The sequence below is a fragment of the Pseudophaeobacter sp. genome (assembly GCF_039971195.1).
In the GTDB taxonomy this organism is placed as follows: Bacteria; Pseudomonadota; Alphaproteobacteria; order Rhodobacterales; family Rhodobacteraceae; genus Pseudophaeobacter.
Window position 1 is genome coordinate 1 of the sequence record NZ_JBDWPJ010000016.1, and the last position, 17,880, is coordinate 17,880.

The 17,880-nt window shown below is 58.4% G+C and carries 10 protein-coding genes and 2 pseudogenes; 11 read left to right on the forward strand and 1 reads right to left on the reverse strand.

All coding sequences use genetic code 11. The features are described 5' to 3' along the window. Positions 1-97 precede the first annotated feature (97 nt). The 11 genes and pseudogenes from tssB to ABJP42_RS01380 form a co-directional block, all read left to right on the forward strand. Positions 98-592 (forward strand): annotated as a pseudogene (gene tssB, locus ABJP42_RS01330) (type VI secretion system contractile sheath small subunit); the annotation flags it as partial. Positions 593-1,138: 546 nt separating this feature from the next. Then, a complete protein-coding gene (locus tag ABJP42_RS01335; protein WP_348338106.1) occupies positions 1,139-3,934 on the forward strand; it encodes a type VI secretion system contractile sheath domain-containing protein in 2,796 nt (931 codons plus the stop codon). 90 nt (positions 3,935-4,024) lie between these two features. Further along, positions 4,025-6,136, forward strand: a complete 2,112-nt coding sequence (locus tag ABJP42_RS01340; RefSeq protein WP_348338094.1) for a type VI secretion system Vgr family protein — start codon at positions 4,025-4,027, stop codon at positions 6,134-6,136. Positions 6,137-6,145: 9 nt separating this feature from the next. Further along, positions 6,146-6,769: a DUF6931 family protein gene (locus ABJP42_RS01345; RefSeq protein ID WP_348338095.1), complete on the forward strand. Its 624-nt coding sequence runs from the start codon at positions 6,146-6,148 to the stop codon at positions 6,767-6,769. Position 6,770: 1 nt separating this feature from the next. After that, a complete protein-coding gene (locus ABJP42_RS01350; protein ID WP_348338096.1) occupies positions 6,771-7,070 on the forward strand; it encodes a PAAR domain-containing protein in 300 nt (99 codons plus the stop codon). Positions 7,071-7,077: 7 nt separating this feature from the next. Beyond that, positions 7,078-8,616 (forward strand): type VI secretion system-associated FHA domain protein TagH, encoded by a 1,539-nt coding sequence (gene tagH, locus ABJP42_RS01355; protein WP_348338098.1) that lies wholly within the window; start codon positions 7,078-7,080, stop codon positions 8,614-8,616. 39 nt (positions 8,617-8,655) lie between these two features. Beyond that, positions 8,656-9,996: a type VI secretion system baseplate subunit TssK gene (gene tssK / locus ABJP42_RS01360; protein WP_348338099.1), complete on the forward strand. Its 1,341-nt coding sequence runs from the start codon at positions 8,656-8,658 to the stop codon at positions 9,994-9,996. A gap of 67 nt (positions 9,997-10,063) precedes the next feature. Further along, a complete protein-coding gene (gene tssL / locus ABJP42_RS01365; protein WP_348338100.1) occupies positions 10,064-11,479 on the forward strand; it encodes a type VI secretion system protein TssL, long form in 1,416 nt (471 codons plus the stop codon). Further along, positions 11,476-15,048: a type VI secretion system membrane subunit TssM gene (tssM, locus tag ABJP42_RS01370; protein ID WP_348338101.1), complete on the forward strand. Its 3,573-nt coding sequence runs from the start codon at positions 11,476-11,478 to the stop codon at positions 15,046-15,048. The genes tssL and tssM overlap by 4 nt, the downstream gene beginning before the upstream one ends. Then, positions 15,048-15,734 carry a type VI secretion system-associated protein TagF gene (gene tagF, locus ABJP42_RS01375; RefSeq protein ID WP_348338103.1) on the forward strand — a complete coding sequence of 229 codons (687 nt, stop codon included), beginning with the start codon at positions 15,048-15,050 and terminating at the stop codon, positions 15,732-15,734. The genes tssM and tagF overlap by 1 nt, the downstream gene beginning before the upstream one ends. Beyond that, positions 15,731-16,453 carry a PP2C family protein-serine/threonine phosphatase gene (locus ABJP42_RS01380; RefSeq protein WP_348338105.1) on the forward strand — a complete coding sequence of 241 codons (723 nt, stop codon included), beginning with the start codon at positions 15,731-15,733 and terminating at the stop codon, positions 16,451-16,453. The genes tagF and ABJP42_RS01380 overlap by 4 nt, the downstream gene beginning before the upstream one ends. Positions 16,454-16,506: 53 nt before the next feature. Here the strand turns inward: ABJP42_RS01380 and ABJP42_RS01385 are convergent. Next, positions 16,507-17,880 (reverse strand): annotated as a pseudogene (locus tag ABJP42_RS01385) (serine/threonine protein kinase); the annotation flags it as partial.

The following is a 17,880-nucleotide window of genomic DNA, read 5'->3' on the forward strand; positions in this document are numbered from 1 at the left end:
CGCAAGGAAACCGATGTTGTCGATGCGCATGTCTTAGAGCTACATGCAGAACTCAAGGCCCTGCGGCAGGAAGTCAGTGTGCTGAAGGGAGGCAAGAATGGCGGGTAACTCGCAAAAATTCATTGCCCGCAACCGGGCGCCTCGGGTGCAGATCGAATATGACGTTGAGCTTTATGGCGCCGAAAAGAAGGTGCAACTGCCCTTTGTAATGGGAGTGATGAGTGACCTTCTCGGCAAAAGCAATGTGCCACAGCCCGCAGTGGCTGACCGGAAATTCCTCGAAATCGATGTCGACAATTTCGACAGCCGGATGAGGTCCATGGCGCCGCGGGCCTCCTTTACGGTGCCCAATACCTTGACCGGTGAAGGCAATATGGCCATCGACCTCACCTTTGAGAGCATGAAAGATTTCAGCCCCGGCGCCATTGCTAGCAAGGTGGATGCTCTGCGCCCCCTGCTAGAGGCGCGCACCCAGCTGCAGACCTTGATGGCCTATATGGATGGCAAATCTGGCGCGGAAAACCTGATCGAACAGATCCTGCAAAACCCGGCGCTGCTATCGACGCTGTCCAAAGGCGAGGCCGCTTCGGAGGCGGATCAAGCGGCGGCTTTGGACAGTCTGCGTGGATTGGATCTGCCTGAAACAGAGACGGACCAAAGTGCCAAGGTACTTGCCGCCCTGGCTGAGAACGCCCCGGCAGAGACTGAGGCAACCGATGCGGTGACCGATACTCTCTCGGCTCTCGCCGCGACTGCGCCAGCAGAGGTCCCTGCTGATGATGGTGCGGAAACCGATGCCGCGCTTGCAGCTCTGGCGGCAACCACACCAACGGTGGAAGAGAGGCCCGGCGCTGAAACAGAAGAGGCTCTGGAAGCCCTGCGGGACCTCGCGCCTGTGGACGAGACACCGGATGAGAAGACTAATGAGGTCCTGACGGATCTGGCCCAGACCGGAGGACAAACTAAGCCGGAAGAGGTATCTTCCAGCGCCGAAGTTCTGCAGGACCTTGCGGCCAGCGTCCCGGCGGAACACGACACTCCGGATGAGGTTGCAGATATCCTGCAAGACTTGGAATTCGCCGCGCCAGAGCCACAAGAGGCTGAAGACAACCTCGACGATGTGCTTGGCGCGTTGGAGGTGCCGGATCTGGAGGGCCTCGAAACAGACACTGACGCAGAGATCGGGGCCATTTTGGAAGGGCTGGCAACGCAAGACACCGCGCCTGAACCCGAAGAAGACCTGTCTGACCTGTTAGGCGAGCTTGCGGCGGCAGCCCCTGCGGAAGGCGAAAGTGAAGAAACAGATCTGAGCGATATTCTGGGATCTCTGGACGAAATTGAGCCGACTTCGGAGGGTAGTCGGGACTTGGGGGAAATTCTGGCGGATGTTGCGGCGCCACTGCCAGAGGAGACAGCGACTGATCAGACGGAGGAAGATCTGGCTGAGATTCTTGGCGGTTTGGATCTTGGCGGAGACCCGGAAATCTCAGAGGATAATCTGCAAGATGTGCTTGGGGATCTGGTTGAATCTGAAAGTGACACGGATGCAGAGGACAGCGCGGCAATTGATCTGGATGATGTTCTGGCCGGTTTGGATCTGGCAGATGAAGAGCCAGAGGCGGAACAGGATCTGGCAGATGTGCTGTCTGGTCTGGCCGCCGAGACAGAACCAGAAGACACCAGCAGCGAAGACGATCTGGACGCGGTGCTGGCGGGGGTTTCCCTGGAGGAGGAGCCGCAAGAAGAGGAAGATCTGGACAGTCTCCTGTCTGGTCTGGGTGAGAGCCCAGAGGAGGGCGAGGCTGATGGCGAATTGGAGGGTCTCCTGGCGGAAGCATCCGACGAGGAGCTGGATCTGGATGCCCTGCTTGGGGGCGACGCTGCGGAGCAAGGGGCTTCTAGTGGTGATGACGCGCTCGATTTGGATGATCTGTTAGGGGACCTTGGCGATGACCCGGCAGAGGACAGCGGGCTTGATGATCTTCTGGCTGGCCTCGACGAGGCGGACGATCCAGAGGTTCCTGGCCTTGAAGCGTCGGACGACTTGTCTGATCTGGATGACCTCTTGGGGGATCTGGGCGATGAGGCACCTGACAGTGAGACTGCGGAAGGGAGCGCAGAGGACAGCCCTGCCGAAGAGAAACCCGCCGTTGCAGAACCGGAATTTGCCTATGGGACGATGGCGGCCGACCGTCCGGACGCCCAGAAGCTGACGCGGCGAAGGTTCCGCATTGCACTGTTTGGCGATTTCTCTGGTCGCACCGCCCGTGGGCAGGTGGAGACCGGCGATGCCCTGGCCGCCCGACTTGCCATTGTGCTGGATCCGGATACGGTGGAAGAGGTGATCGAGAGCTTTGCCAGCGAATTGATCCTGCCCCTGTGCAAGGACGAGGCGGGCGGTATTTCAGTCAAGCTTTCCGAGTTTGACGATCTGCACCCGGATGAGCTGTTTGAAAATGTCGCGCTGTTCTCTGAGCTGGTGAGCCTGCGTAAACAATTGCAATCCGGGGTGACGGTTGATCATGCCAGTCGCAGCCTTGCCACCTGGGCCGCGCAATATGGCACGCCGCTGCGGGTGCCAAAACGCTCTTCGCCCAGCAATGCAGTTCCGGCCGACCGACGGCTCAGCGCCTTTCAACAGCTGATTGGCGATAGTGAAAACAGCCTGCGCGAAGCCTCACCGCTCGACGAGATGCTCGCCCGAATTGTCGGACCGCATATTCGCGCCCTGCCCAATCCAGAGCTGGCGGGGATGCAGGAAGCGGTGGATGCGGCGCTGTCGGATGCCATGCGTTTGGTACTGCATCACCCGGAGTTTCAGTCGCTGGAAGCCCAGTGGCGGTCGCTGGACTTGATCGCCCGCTCGGTTGAGGTCGACGATAATCTTGAGGTGGTGCTTTACGATGTCTCCGCCGAAGAGCTGGCTGCAGATCTTGCGGCGCAGGATGACTTGTCTGTCTCTGGCTTGACCCGCCTGCTGACTGAGGAGCCAATGGATCCGGAATTGGGGCGGGGGGGGTATTCTGCCCTGATTGGGCTTTATGGGTTTGAGGAAATCCCCCCCCATGCCGAGTTATTAGGCCGGATCGCGCGGGTGGCGGCGCATGTGGATGCGCCCTTCTTTACCAGCCTGTCGCCGGAATTCCTGAAAACCGCCAAAAAAGATCGCCCGCCGCTGGTGTCTCAGGCTTGGGATACCCTGCAACAGATGCCCGAGGCCGGTCATTTGGGCCTGTCCAGCCCGCGCTTTTTGCTACGTCGCCCCTACGGAGCCAAAAGCGATCCGGTGGATGTGTTTGAATTTGAGGAATTCTCGGAGGCCGAAGGGCTGCGCGGTATGCTCTGGGGCAATCCAGCGGTTCTGGTGACTATTCTGCTGGCGCGGAGTTTCAAGGAAAACGGTGCCTCGATGCAGCTGGGGTCGATCATGAGCCTGGGAGATATGCCGTTTCACACAGTGATTGACCGGTTTGGCGATCAGGTGGCGCTGCCCTGCACCGAGCGTAACATCGATTTGGACAAGATTGCCCATGCCAATGAACGCGGGGTGATGGCGGTAAGTGCGGTCAAGGGCCGCGACGAACTGCGCCTGACCTCGTTTTCCTCGGTTGCCGGTGGTGAGATCCTGGGACCCTGGACGGGGGTTCCAGCCCCTGAGCCCTCGCCACCTGATCCACGAGAAAAGGCCGGCATCGCGGTGCCTAAATCCGAGGCGCCTTCGGTGGCAACAGAAGAGTCAGATGATTTGGACCTAAGTGATCTTGGGCTTGATGATCTGGACCTTGATGACCTGGGCGGCGGCGATGATGCGGAGGATGATGGACTTGGCGATCTGGATGATTTGCTTGCCGGTTTTGGGGACGACGATGCTGGGGATGACAGTGATGACGATGAGATGGATGAAGAACTGGCCGCGTTATTAGCGGATTTATGATGGGGATATTTGAGTTGGCAGCGGCGTATATTCGCCCGATTTTTAACCCGATCCTGATTACGGCAAGCCCGGTCAGGGAAAGGAGGAGCCATGGTTGAGAGCAAAGCACATGACAGTGACATGGTGTGGATGTCCGGCAGCTATTCAGTAAAGGATTTGCTGCTGAAACGTGCCATCGTACGCGAAGGTCTGAGCAAGCTGACCGAGACCACTGTGGAGTTTCAATCAAAGAACAAAGCGATCAAACTGGAAGACATCGTCGGCCAGACGATGAACCTGCATGTCCAGACCGAGGAACAGACCGATCATAAGTTTTCCGGTCTTTGTATTTCGGTCGAGAACCTGGGCTTTCGGGACGGCTACGGGATGTATGTGGCCGAGGTGCGGCCCTGGTTTTGGTTGCTGACACGGACCACCGATAGCCGGGTGTTCCAGGAGATGTCAGCGGTCGACATTATTCTGCAGATCTTTAGCGAGAACGGGTTCAGCGATTATCGCAACCGGTTGAGCGAGAGCTACGAGCCCCGTGAATACTGTCTGCAATACCGCGAGAGCGATTATGATTTCATCTGCCGCCTGATGGAGGAAGAAGGGATCTATTTCTACTTTGACAGCACCAGCGATAAAAACGCCGCCGAGAAACTGCTGCTCTGTGATGGGATGAGTGGTCATTCGCCGGTGAACGGGAAGTCTGAAATCGAATTCCACGCCCGTGACGATCGCGATCGCCGTCGCGAAGATCACATTTCGGAATGGGCGCTTGAAGAGAAAATAACCACCGGCAAGGTGACCTTGAATGATTTTGATTTCCTGTCGCCGGCGGCGGACCTGAAGGTCAAAAATGCCATTCCAAAAGGCAGTCACAATCACAAGGATTTTGAGCATTACGATTACCAGGGCCACTATCGCAAGGACACGGGACTTGGCGACAAACGGGCCCGCGTGCAGATGGAGGCTGAGTCCATCCGGCACAAGCGTTGGCGTGGGGCCGGCAGTCTGCGCACCCTAGGCACCGGCTATACCTTCCAGCTGAAAAACCACCCGGACAAGCCCTCCAATGGCGAATATCTGGTGGTGGATGCGATCCACTATCTGCAGGTGGCCGGGGATTATAACGAACGGGAAAAGCGCACCACTGCGGCTGCAGAAGAAGGCGAAATGCGCCATGATATCAAACCGCGCAATATGGATTTTCCTGAGGAAATCAAAGGTGACGCCTATGCGTCCACTTTTGGCGCCATTGAAAAGCATGAGCAATATCGCGCGCCGCTGAAAACCAACTGGCCGCAGGTACCTGGCCTGCAGACCGCAACAGTGGTCGGCCCAAGCGGTGAGGAGATCCTCACCGACAAATATGGCCGTATCAAGATTGAATTCCACTGGGACCGCGAAGGCAAGACGGATGAGAACTCTTCCTGTTTTGTGCGGGTGGTAACGCCCTGGTCGGGGAAAAACTGGGGCATGGTGGCGGTGCCGCGCATTGGTCAGGAAGTTGTGATCCAGTTCGAGGATGGCAACCCGGATCGTCCGATCTGTACTGGGATGCTCTATAATGCGGATACCATGCCGCCTTATACATACCCGGATGACCAAACCCAGTTGGGGATCAAGACCAACTCCTCCAAGGGCGGCGGCGGCTATAATGAGCTGATGTTCGACGACAAGAAGGGCGAAGAACTGATGCGGGTGCAGGCGGAAAAAGATCATCAGATGCTGATCAAAGACCGCTCAGCTGTTACCATTGGTCTGGATGCGCCGGAACCGGACGCGCCGGGGACTGATGAAAAAAGCTATGCGATGACGGTCAAACAGCACATGGATGAGGTGGTCAAAAGCGGCAATCGCACTGAAGTGGTGGAGACGGGCGACAAGGCTGAGACCATTCAAAAGGGCAATATGACCCTGGATGTCGACACCGGGAACCTGACCGAAACCATTGCCAAGGGCAATCACGAGGAAACGGTTAGCCTAGGCAATATCACGGTGGACGCCACAGCGGGCAAAATCAAAATGACCGCCGGGCAGGAAATTTTGCTGCAGGTTGGTCCGTCTTCGGTGAAGATCGACAATTCAGGTGTGACCGTCAAAGGCCCGATGATCAAGGTCGAAGGCAGTGCCATGGTCGAGGCCAAAGCGCCAATGACAACCGTCAAAGGGGACGCCATGCTGACCCTTAAAGGCGGCCTGACGATGATCAACTAGGTGGGAATGATGTCAGAAAATTTTGAAAACCTGGTCAAGCTTCCCGCTGATCCCGTGGCCAAGCTGCTGTCGCATGCCAATGTCCTGCTCAAGACACCTCTGACGGCACCGCCCTCAGCCCCGGCTGGCGTCGTGCTGCAAGAGCTATATGAGAAAGACGCATTGGTTGATCTGCTGCGGCTCCTAGGCGTGTTGCTGCCGCCACGCGAAAGGGTCTGGTGGGCCTGCATGGCGGCGCGGGATTACATCGGGCCACGCTCGGACAAGGACCCGGCTTCGCTCACCTGCTCCGAGGCCTGGGTGCGCGATCCAACCGAAGAAAACCGCGATGCGGCCCGTCTGACCCTGGATCACGCCTATATCGATGATGATACGGTCAACTGTGCGCTCTCGGTACTTTATGCGCCGGGAACCTTAGGGCCGGGGGATCTCAACCAATATCCTGCCCCTGCTGGCGCTTCAGAAGCGGCGGCCTTTGCAATGAATATGGTAGCATTGAGCCAATTGTCTGATAAGTTTGAAGAACACGGCCGTGTTTTGGTCGCGCGTGCGCTGGATATCGCACGTGGAGGTAATGGACAGGGCAGCGCCAAATCGGCGGAGCCCGCTCCGGTTAACGAGAAGGAGGCCTGATATGGGAATGCCCCAGGCACGGGTGACGGATCTGCATGCCTGCATGCTGCCCTCAATCCCCCCGCCGCCGGTCCTGCCGGTGCCAACTCCGATTCTGCCGCCCTGTGCGGTCACGGTTCTGGTGGGCAAACTCCCTGCCGCCCGGCTGAGCGACATGTGTACCGCCGCGCCGCCGCATCCCATCATCAAAGGCTCAATGACGGTTCTGATCAATAAACTCCCGGCGGCGCGTATCAGTGACAATGCGGCCTGTGGTGGTTTGATCGTCAAGGGTGAGTTCACCGTCTTGGTGGGAGGTTAAACGACCCATGGGGGTGACACTCAAATTCCAGAATTCCGGCGCGATGCCGGGCGAGGCAGCTCCGGTACCGATGCACGGACCCAGCCTGACCATTGGGCGGGGGGACAGCAATGACCTGGTGCTGCCGGATCCGGACCAATTGCTGTCGCGCAATCACTGCGCCATTGAAGACCACAATGGCAATGTTCTGGTGGTTGATCTCAGCTCAAACGGAACTTTTCTGAACTATTCAAAAATCCCGTTGGGGCGCACGCCGACACCGCTGAACAATGGCGATGTTCTCTGTGTGGGCAATTATGAGCTGCTGGTAGAGATCCGCAGCAACGCGCCAACGGCGGGTATTCCTGATCCTCTGGCAGATATCCCAGTCTCGCCGGGGGTGGCCAGCAATGCGCCAGACCCTTTGGCTCTGTTGGACGATGCGGGCCCGGCTGGCGATTTCCTGGATGATCTTCTGGGCGCGGAGGGCCCGACTGGTCCGTCGCAGCTCAATCCGGTGGATCCGATTGATGATCTGCTGCCGCCCATGGGGGAAGAGGAAGACCCCTTCTTTCAAAAACCCAGTGACGGACGGGAGGGCTCTGGCGCCAGCCTGCCCAGTCATTCGCCCTCGGCGGCAGATAGTTTTTCTGCGCCAAGCGCGCAGAGCTCGACGATCCCGGATGACTGGGATGATGACTTCCTCTCGGGCATTGGCGAGCCTGCGGCCCCGAAAGCCGCGCCTCCAGTTGCAGCACCGGCCCCAATTGCGCCCGTTGCGCCGCCGCCGGCGGCAGACGCCGTTGCTGCGGCCCCGGTCGTAGCGGAACCTGTCGTGGCCCCAACGCCACCTGTCGAAGCGCCGCAGCAGCCAGCATCCGAGGTGCAGGCTACAGGGACGAGCCCGGATCCCTTTGCTGAGGATGATGACGAGACCCTTGTCAAAGAGCCGAGTGCAGAGAAAGCACTGCCGTCGGCCGCCCCCTCTGAAGCAACGGCCTCCTTCCTAAAAGGGCTTGGTGTTGAGGCTGATACTCTGGGAGATGAAGATCCCGGCAAAACCATGGGGCGCATGGGGCGGGTGATGAAAACCCTGGTGATTGGCCTGCGCGAAATCCTGATGACGCGGACTTCGATCAAATCTGAGTTCCGTATTGAACAAACGATGATTTCCGCTGGAGGGAACAACCCGCTCAAATTTTCCATCACGCCAGAGCAGGCGATTGAGGCAATGCTGAAGCCTGCCACCAAGGGATATCTGAGCCCAGAGACCGCCGCCGAAGAGGCGCTCAAGGATATTAAGGCGCATGAGGTCGCCATGGTGACGGGTATGGAGGCGGCTCTCAAAGGGGTGTTGACCCGGCTCGATCCCAAGGCCCTGGAGGCGCAGATCGAAGATAAAGGCGGGTTGAGTGGCCTGCTGCGCGGCAAGAAGGCTCGGTATTGGGATGTATATGAACGGCTGTATTCTGAGATTTCGGATCAGGCGGAAAATGATTTTCATGAATTGTTCAGCCGCGAATTTGCGCGGGCCTATAAGGTTCAATTGGACAAATTAAAGGACTGACCCGTGCAGATTTGCGCGGGCAATTAAGGGGAGAACCAGGTGTCCTGGGAGAGCAAGGTGCTTTGGACTGAGGGGCTGTTTTTGCAGCCGCATCATTTCCAGCAATCAGATCGCTATACCGAAGGCCTGGTGACAGGTCTTGCCCGTCGTCTTGGCCCCTATGCCTGGGGGGTCAGTGCATTAGAGATTGATCACGAGGCGCTCAAGATTGGCCAATTTGCCCTGAAGTCCTGCGAAGGCCTGACCCAGGATGGCTGTATTTTCCGGGTGCCAATGGCCGATCCGCATCCGCCCGCGCTGGAGGTACCGACAACCATCAAGGACTGCGTGGTCTATCTGACGGTGCCACAACGGCGGCAAGGTGCGATGGAGGTTGACCTCAGCGGCGCGGAACGCTCTGCCAGCCGGTTGCGCCCTGCCAATCAGGAAGTGACCGATGTCACCAGTACCGAACGCAAACCCGTTCAGCTGGACGTGGGCAAGATGCGGCTGCAATTCGCCCTTGGCGTTGATGACATGGCGGATCTTCTGGCGATCCCGGTGGCGCGGATCATCGAGGTACGCTCGGATAAGGAAATCGTCCTGGACCAGGCCTTTATCCCCTCCTGTCTGGATGCGCGTGCGGCTTCGGTGCTCCAGGATTTCCTGCGTGAACTCGAAGGTTTGCTGGCGCATCGGATGGAGGCTCTGTCGGGTCGTCTGGCCGAGGCCGGATCCGCCCGCGGGGCGGCAGATGTCTCTGACTTCATGCTGCTTTCGGTGGTGAACCGGATGCTGCCGATGATCCGACATCTGCGCCAGATCGAAAACCTGCACCCGGAACGTTTGTTCATGCTCTGCGCCGGGCTGGCGGGCGAGCTGTCGGGGTTTATGGCGGCAGACAAACAGGTGCCGGAACTGCCCTCTTATACCCATGATGATCTGATGAGCTGCTTTGCGCCACTCATCCGGGTGTTGCGGCAGTATCTCAGCTCGGTGCTGGAACAGACGGCGATTTCGATCAAGCTGGAAGAGCGCAAATATGGCATCTCAGTTGGGGTCATTGCCGATCGCAAGCTGCTGGGCAATGCGGGATTTGTCCTGGCGGTGAGCGCAGACCTGCCGGCTGAGGATGTGCGGCGACATTTTGCCGGTCAGGCCAAGATCGGCCCGGTTGAGGAAATTCGCCAGCTGGTGAATTCGGCCCTGCCGGGGATCACCCTACGGCCCCTTCCTGTAGCGCCGCGCCAGATCCCTTATCATTCCGGCGTGGTTTATTTTGAGATGGACGGCGACAGTCCTTATTGGCGCAAAATGACCACTTCGGGTGGCATCGCCGTGCATGTGTCGGGGCAGTATCCCGGGCTGAAGATGGAACTTTGGGCCATCCGCAACAGCTAAAGAATTTGAGTTTTAATCCTCCGCAATTGCGGGTGGTTTTAGTGAATTGGTGATTGGGTAACAGACCATGGGCGATTATGATGATCCCTTTGCAGAACCGGGTGATACCGATAAAACGGTGATCCGCCCCAATCCGGGTGGTCGCCGCTCTGCGACACCTCAGCCCAGCCTCGCTGTGTCGCAGCCAGCGCCAGAAGGCAGTCCGCAGGCAGGGCAGGATGCCTTTGGTGTGCCACAGTCAACTGCGCAGACAACCAGCCAGCCTGCTGCGGGTAAGCCTGCCCAGATGGCGCTTACCGGTATGAATTCGCTGGCGGCCTGTGCCTCGGTGCTGTTTGCCTTGATCAGTCGCATTCGCAATCGGGCGCAGCATATGGATCCGGATGGCTTGCGCAAAAACGTTGTTGCCGAAGTGCGGGCCTTTGAAAACCGGGCACTGCAGGCGGGGATTGCGGCGCAGACGGTTAAGGTAGCGCGCTATGCGCTATGCGCGACGCTGGATGATGTGGTGCTGAACACGCCCTGGGGTGGCCAGTCAAGCTGGGGGCTGCAGTCCATGGTGGGTACTTTTCACCGCGAAACTGTTGGCGGAGACCGGTTTTACGATCTGTTGGCCCGGCTGGAAAAAGAGCCGGGTGCCAATATTGATATGCTCGAATTCCTCTATTTGTGTATGTCTTTGGGGTTTGAGGGCCGACTGAGAGTCGAGCAGGGCGGGCCTGAAAAACATCTGCAAATTCGGGCTGCACTGGCCCGAATTCTGCGCAATCAACGCGGTCCGGTGGAGCGGGATCTGTCGCCCCATTGGGAGGGTGTGATCCGCCCCTTCAAGGTTCTGTCTGCCTGGCGTTTGGTCTGGATTGCCCTGGTGGTCACGTCGGTTTTGCTTATCGCCCAGTTTATGGGGCTGAGCTGGGCCCTGTCCAATCAAACTGAAAATGTGGTGGGGCAGTTGTCGATCGTGGATTCCGGCCCGCGGGCCGAATTGGAACGACGCGCGCCGCCCCCGCCGCCTCCGCCGCCCATTCAGACGCTTGAGGAACAGGTGGCCAAGGTGACTGGCTTTCTGGAACCTGAAATCGAAGAGGGCATCGTACAGGTTTTCCAAAAGGGTAACACGCTGATCATCCGGCTTGCCGGGTCAGGCATGTTTGGTTCCGGTTCAGATCAGTTGAGCGAGGCCTTTCAGACACCGGTGGCGCGGGTGGCAGAGGCTCTGAACGGTGAAAAAGGCCAGGTAATTGTTGCCGGTCACTCGGACAATATCCCGATCCGCTCTTCGCGTTTTCCCTCCAATATGGCGCTGTCGCTGGCGCGGGCAAAATCGGTGATGACCGGCATGTCACGGGTCTTTACCGATCCGGAACGGCTCTCTGCTGAGGGGCGCGCCGAGAAAGAGCCGATTGCCGACAATGGCACCAAGGCCGGGCGAGCCACGAACCGCCGAATTGAGATCTTGCTGGTGCAGGAGGTTGACCAATGATCCGCCGTTATCTTTTGCCGCTGTTCAAATCGCTCTATTCGGCGCTCATTTTGTTGGCGATTGCGCTGTCGGCCTGCGTCTGGTTTTTTGCTCCCTATATTGGCAGCGATGACTGGCGACCATTTGACACCGTTCAGGCGCGGGTGATTACCATCGTGGTGATCTGGGTGGTGATCCTGATGATCATTGGTCTGGTATTCTGGATCCGCCGGCGGCGTGACCGTGCCATGGCCGATGACATGGCCGAGGCAGTGGATGTTGTCGAAGAAGACGACGTTCTGTTGGAGGAAATCGGCGAGCTGCGTGGCAAGTTCAAACAGGCCATGACCGAGCTGCGCAAATCCAAAAATGGTCGCCGCCATCTGAATGTGCTGCCCTGGTATGTGATCATCGGCCCCCCTGGTGCGGGTAAAACCACCGCTATCGTCAATTCCGGTTTGCAATTTCCCCTGGCGGATAAGATGGGCAAGGCGGCGATTGGCGGCGTTGGCGGCACCCGCAACTGCGATTGGTGGTTCACCAATGATGCGGTGTTGATCGACACCGCCGGGCGCTACACCACGCAAGAGAGCGACGCCGAGGCTGACAACGCCGCCTGGATCGGCTTTTTGGGGCTGTTGAAAAAGTACCGCAAACGCCAGCCGATCAATGGCGCGCTGGTTGCGATTTCCCTGTCGGATCTGTCGCTGCAGGATGAAATCACCCAGAAATCCCATGCGCAGGCGGTGCGTCGCCGTCTGTCAGAGCTGCGCGAAAGGCTGGGCGTACGCTTCCCGGTTTATGTGCTCTTCACTAAGGCGGATCTGATTGCGGGCTTTCAGGAGTATTTTGACGCTCTGGGTAAAGAAGAGCGCGAACAGGTCTGGGGATTTACCCTGCCGCTGTCCAAAAGCAAAAAGGACCCGGCAGCGCTGGAGCATTTCGACGAGGAATTCGCCGGACTCTTGGGCCAGATGAATGCGCAGCTGCTGGAGAAAATGCAAAACGAGACGGATCACCAGCGCCGCGCGCTTGTCGCTGGTTTCCCGTCGCAGGTGGCCTCGATGCGTGCAGTGGCCAAGGAGTTCCTCACTGAGGTCTTTCAGGACAACCGCTATGAGCAACGTCAGATGCTGCGCGGCATCTACTTTACTTCCGGCACCCAGGAAGGCACGCCGATTGACCGGCTGATGCTAGGCATGGCGCAGACATTTGGTATTGGCAGACAGGCCATCGGCACCGGGCAGGGTACGGGTCGGTCGTTCTTCCTGACCCGGTTGTTTGAAGGTGTGTTGTTCCCCGAAGCGGGGCTGGTTTCTGCGGATGACAAGGTGGAGCGACGCTACCGCTGGACCCGGCGCATTGCGATCACCGCGACAGTCTTGGTTGCGGCTGCGATGGGCGGGCTTTGGGTCAATTCCTATCTGCAAAACGCCGAATTCATCGAGACCGCAGAGCAACAGGTCGCTTCCTATCAGGCGGCGGCTGCGACCCTGCCACCCAGCCCAGTTGGCGATACCGATCTGGTCCCGGTGGCCGAGGCCTTGAACCTACTGCGCGATATGCCGGGCAATCCGGTCCTGTCTGATCCCAAACCAGAACGCGCCATGACCTATGGGCTTTATCAGGGGGAGGTCATCGGCACGCAGACTGCGCAGACCTACCGCGCGGCGCTGAACCAACGGCTTTTGCCACGACTTCTGGTGCGCCTGGAAGAGCAGATCGAAGGAAATGTGAACAATCCGGATGTGCTTTATGAGGCGCTGAAAATCTATCTGATGCTGGGCCTGCAAGGACCGATGAACCCCGATTTGGTCAAAGAATGGATGCGGCTCGATTGGGAGCTTGTCGCCTATCCCGGTGCCGTTCGGGGGCAGCTGCGCAGTGATTTGACGGATCATCTGTCAGCGCTGTTGTCGCAACCTATGGAAGAGGTTGCGCTCAATGGTCCCCTGGTGGAGCAGGCACAGAATATCCTGTCGGAAATGCCTCTGGCACAGCGTGTTTACAACGGCATCGTCAATTCCAACCAGGCCACCAGCCTGCCAAAGTGGCGCCTGACCGAAGTCGGTGGTCCTTCCGTGAAACGGGTGTTGGTGCGCAGTTCTGGCAAGCCTCTGAACGAGGGCGTCGAAGGTATTTTCACCTACGATGGTTTTAACAATACCTTCCTTCCCGAAGCTGTAAGTGTCTCTGAGCGGGTGCAGAACGAGGCTTGGGTGCTGGGAGAGCGGGCCGGGGAAGGCCAAAGCGAAGCGGCGCTTTTGGCGCTGAGCCGCGACGTGCTGGACCTCTATTACAACGACTATATCAGTCGCTATGATCAAATCCTGGGTGATGTCGATATTGTGCCGCTGGAATCGCTGAGCCATGCGGTTGAGGTGACAAATGTGCTGTCGGGGCCGACGTCCCCGATCATGAATATCCTCACCGAAATCAGCCGCGAGACCCGACTGGCCGAGGACCGCTCTTCGCTGGATTCAGAATCCCTGAACGAAGGTGTTTCACAAGTTGTGGGCATCGAGACCCGGTCGGGGCTCTCTATCCAGGGTCAGATCCTGTTAGAAGCGCTGATCAGTTCGGCCGCCAATGCGCCGGGAGAGGCCGCGAAACCGCCGGGCGCCTATGTGCAGGAACGGTTCCAATGGCTGCACGATCTGGTGGTACGCCTCGAGGGGCAGCCGTCCCGACTGGATGATCTGATGGGGTCACTGCAGCAGGTCTATCAAGAGCTGAACAAGATGTCCTTTAGCGGTGTTGCTTCAGGCGAGAGCGGCCAGGCTTTGTTGCAGTTCCAGCAAACCGCCTCGCGGATTGACGGGCCGATTCAACGTTGGGCAACCCAGATTTCCACCGGGTCTTCGGGCATAACCTCCGAGGGTACACGCGCGTCCATCAATGCACGTTGGCAATCCTCTGTTCTGCCGTTTTGTCAGAAGGCGCTGGACAATCGTTATCCGTTTAATCGGCGGGCGCGGGCGGATGTGGCAATGGTCGACTTTGCCAAACTCTTTGCGCCGGGGGGGCTCATTGATGGGTTTTTTGACGAGAACCTGCTCAAATATGTCGACACCCGTAGCCGCCCCTGGACCTGGAAACGGGTGAACGACGTTGACCTTGGCATCAGTCAGGCAGTGTTGCAGCAGATGCAATATGCGGCGGAAATCCGCGATGCCTTCTTTAATGGCAGCGCCACACCTTCGGTGCAGTTCCAGATTTCACCCAAGGCGCTGGACCCAAAGGCTAAGGAAGTGCTGCTGGAAATTGATGGCTCCAAGGTGAGCTATAATCACCGGATGGGGCAGCCAACACCGGTTGCAGTAACCTGGCCGGGGTCTGTTGGCTTGGCGCGGATTACCTTGCTGCCGCAGCGTCGTGGCAATGAAAACACCATGTCGCGCGATGGGCCCTGGGCCTGGTTCCGGTTGTTGGATGCAGCCGAAGTTCGCCGCACCAATGTCAGTGACCGGCGGCGGGTGAACTTCCGGGTTGGCGGGCGTCTGGCTCTGTTTGAGCTGCAATCGGGATCTGTGGTCAACCCCTTTGCCCTGCCGGCGATGGCCAAATTCAGCTGTCCGAAGTCGATGTAATGGGGGGTGGGTTTGGTGCCTTTGGCAAGATGGCAGATGTTGGCGATTTCTTCCGCCTCTCCGCGCCCGGCGGTTTCGTCCGGGTGTGGGATAGTTGGCTGCAGCAGCTTATGATTGAGGGGCAGGCGCATTATGGCACGGGGTTTGATAGCCACTATATGTCGGCCCCAATTTGGCGGTTTACCCTTGCCGCTGGTCAGGCGGGGCCCAGCAAGATCATGGGCGTTTTGATGCCTTCGGTTGATCGGGTCGGGCGTCGTTTTCCCCTGACACTGATGGTGCAATTGGACACGCCCGGTCCCCCTGCGCTGGACCATCTGCGTGAAAGACCATTGTTTGAACGGCTCGAAGATGTTGCGCTTTCTACTTTGGAGGATGGCATGTCCAGGGATCGGCTTGCGGCGGCGCTGCGAACACTTGAAGTGCCTGATTTGCGGGCCTCTGTGCCGTTGCGACAGGATGGTTCCACCTTTGTTTTAACTGGAAGCGGTGGGGAAGGCTCTTTGGTTGAGACCCATCTGGCAGGGGCCCTGCTGGCCAAACAGGTGCCGGGGGGCTGCCTATGGAGCAGCTACCTCGAGAGTGGCCCACGGATGATGATCAGCTCTGATCTGCCCTTGGGCCGGGCGGGCTGCGGCCTGTTTGATCTTGCTGCACCGATTTGGCGGGAGGCACAGCCGATATGACAGAGAATATGACATACCGTTTTGTGGCGCAGACCCATGTGGGGCTCAAGAGGAAGGTGAACGAGGATGCTGTTCTGGCCATGCCGGAGCATGACATCTGGTTGGTCTCCGATGGCATGGGCGGCCATCAGGCCGGGGATTATGCCAGCGCCCTGATTGTGGATACGGTGGCGACGCTGCCAACGGGCCTGGATCCGGCGGCAAAGATGCATGGGCTACGGGACAGAATTCAAAATGCGCATCGCGCCATCCAGGCTGAGGCCGAGGCGCGGGGCGGTGGCACCATTGGCGCAACTGTTGTGGCGCTGATTTTGGCAAATGGTCACTTCCTTGGGGTTTGGGCCGGGGACAGCCGGATCTACCGGCTGCGCAAGGGCGAGATTGAGATGTTGACCAGCGACCATTCTGCGGTGGCCGATTATGTGCTGGCAGGCAAAATGAGCTGGGATGAAGCGGACCAGCATCCCCAATCCAATGCGATCACCCGCGCTGTTGGTGTCGGCGAAGAGCTGGAACTGGACAAGGTCCGTGGTGGCGTGGAACCGGGCGATCGTTTCCTGATCTGTTCAGATGGTTTGACAAAATATGCCACGTTTCCAATGTTACAGGACGTTTTATCGACGGCGCCGCTGGAAACCGCCGGCGACCGCCTCCTGCAGATCGCCCTTAGCGGCGGCGGCGCTGACAACATTTCCCATATCATTATTGATGTCATCTAAGGGCTTACACCCCCTCAGACGACGTCAAGGAAACGGGACCTGGCCTGCTTTGGCTAGGGTTTGGCGGTTTCCAATAATCTACTGTCCAGCGATTGGATTAAGCCAGAATCTTTTGCGCTGCTCTCTTTTAGAGCCTCTGCAAATCCAACGGCACTTTCGGAGGTTGGGCGCAGCCCGTCAAACAGCGGCTCAGAGGAATGCAAAACCAAAATCCGGCTTTTCCCAAGGGTGCTGTCATCGACATTGAAGGCAAGGCCTCCATTTAGGGCAGAGGAAATCAAATCATAGGCAACACGGACCGACAGAGGCCCGGTTTTCCCATCCCGAAGCGCGGAAACGGAGTTTTCCTGCCGTGAGATATTTGGCAATAAATGAAACACATTACCGGAAACATCCAAGATCGAGACAGTGAGATATCCGGAGGTCAGTGAGGCTGGGAGCACCACATCGATCACCGGGTTTTCACCAACAAAGAACCGACCCGATGGATTGGGCGTGTCGTCACCGCCGAGGCGATATTCGACCTTCAGACCGCCGCTGGGGGCTTTGGGCAGGGCTCCTTCTACGATACAGAGCGAGGGGTTCAAAACCTCGGTCTTAAGTTCCACCTGCCGACCATCCCCAAGCGCGCTGAGTTCGTCAAACAAGCGCACGCGGGTATCGGCACCGGCGAGTAACCCGGTCACTTCGATTTTATCATCTGGCCCAAAGCCGCCGCCGACAGTGCCAGGCGCGACCTGTAAGGGGCCACAGTCTTCAAAGCCCCCGACCAACCCGCGCACTTCTGCGATTTCCAGCACCGGCAGGCGATAGGTGATCTCGGCGGTTCCGTTCAAACCGCCGGGAAGTCCCTCTTTGAACAGGGCATTGATTTTGGTTGCGACCAGGGCATCATTGGTCAGGCCGGTCAATCTGGCCTGATTGTTGCTCACGGCGAGGCGCCACTCCTGCAAGCCCGCGAGCGGTGTGATGGTTGCAACCACATCCTGTCCCCAGCTCTCCGCAATGGACCCGCTGGCCAGGGTTAGATCGGCCTGGCCCACCAGGGCCGCCAAAGCATCCCGGCTGTTTTCGCTAGGCATATTGCCAATGGCATGTGTGGGGCCGCTTTCCGGCTTTTCGACAATCAGCGTAAAAGGTTCGGCCAGAGGGTAGTTTGGCCCCAGAAACGGATCCAGCGCGCCAACAAAAAAAGCGCCGGTCCCGACCGCCGCTAGGGCGAGGGCTGTCACCCCAGCCAAAACGGGTAGTTTGCTGCCTGATTTTTCTCGTTTGACCGGGGGAGGCGTCGTGCTGCGGCTTTTAGGTGCCGCAGCGGCGGCTGGCACAATAATTGTGGCGTCTTCCACCGGAGCCAGGGTGGGGGCTTTAAGTGGATCATCGGGTTCGAGCTCGGCCTCGGGGTCATCAAGACTGTCGAGGAAGAC

Bases quoted from the DNA above. Each gene is read 5' to 3' on its own strand.
- tagH (WP_348338098.1), top strand. From the start codon at position 7,078: ATGGGGGTGACACTCAAATTCCAGAATTCCGGCGCGATGCCGGGCGAG.
- ABJP42_RS01340 (WP_348338094.1), top strand. From the start codon at position 4,025: ATGGTTGAGAGCAAAGCACATGACAGTGACATGGTGTGGATGTCCGGC.
- ABJP42_RS01380 (WP_348338105.1), top strand. From the start codon at position 15,731: ATGACAGAGAATATGACATACCGTTTTGTGGCGCAGACCCATGTGGGG.
- tssL (WP_348338100.1), top strand. From the start codon at position 10,064: ATGGGCGATTATGATGATCCCTTTGCAGAACCGGGTGATACCGATAAA.
- tagF (WP_348338103.1), top strand. From the start codon at position 15,048: ATGGGGGGTGGGTTTGGTGCCTTTGGCAAGATGGCAGATGTTGGCGAT.
- ABJP42_RS01350 (WP_348338096.1), top strand. From the start codon at position 6,771: ATGGGAATGCCCCAGGCACGGGTGACGGATCTGCATGCCTGCATGCTG.
- ABJP42_RS01345 (WP_348338095.1), top strand. From the start codon at position 6,146: ATGTCAGAAAATTTTGAAAACCTGGTCAAGCTTCCCGCTGATCCCGTG.
- tssM (WP_348338101.1), top strand. From the start codon at position 11,476: ATGATCCGCCGTTATCTTTTGCCGCTGTTCAAATCGCTCTATTCGGCG.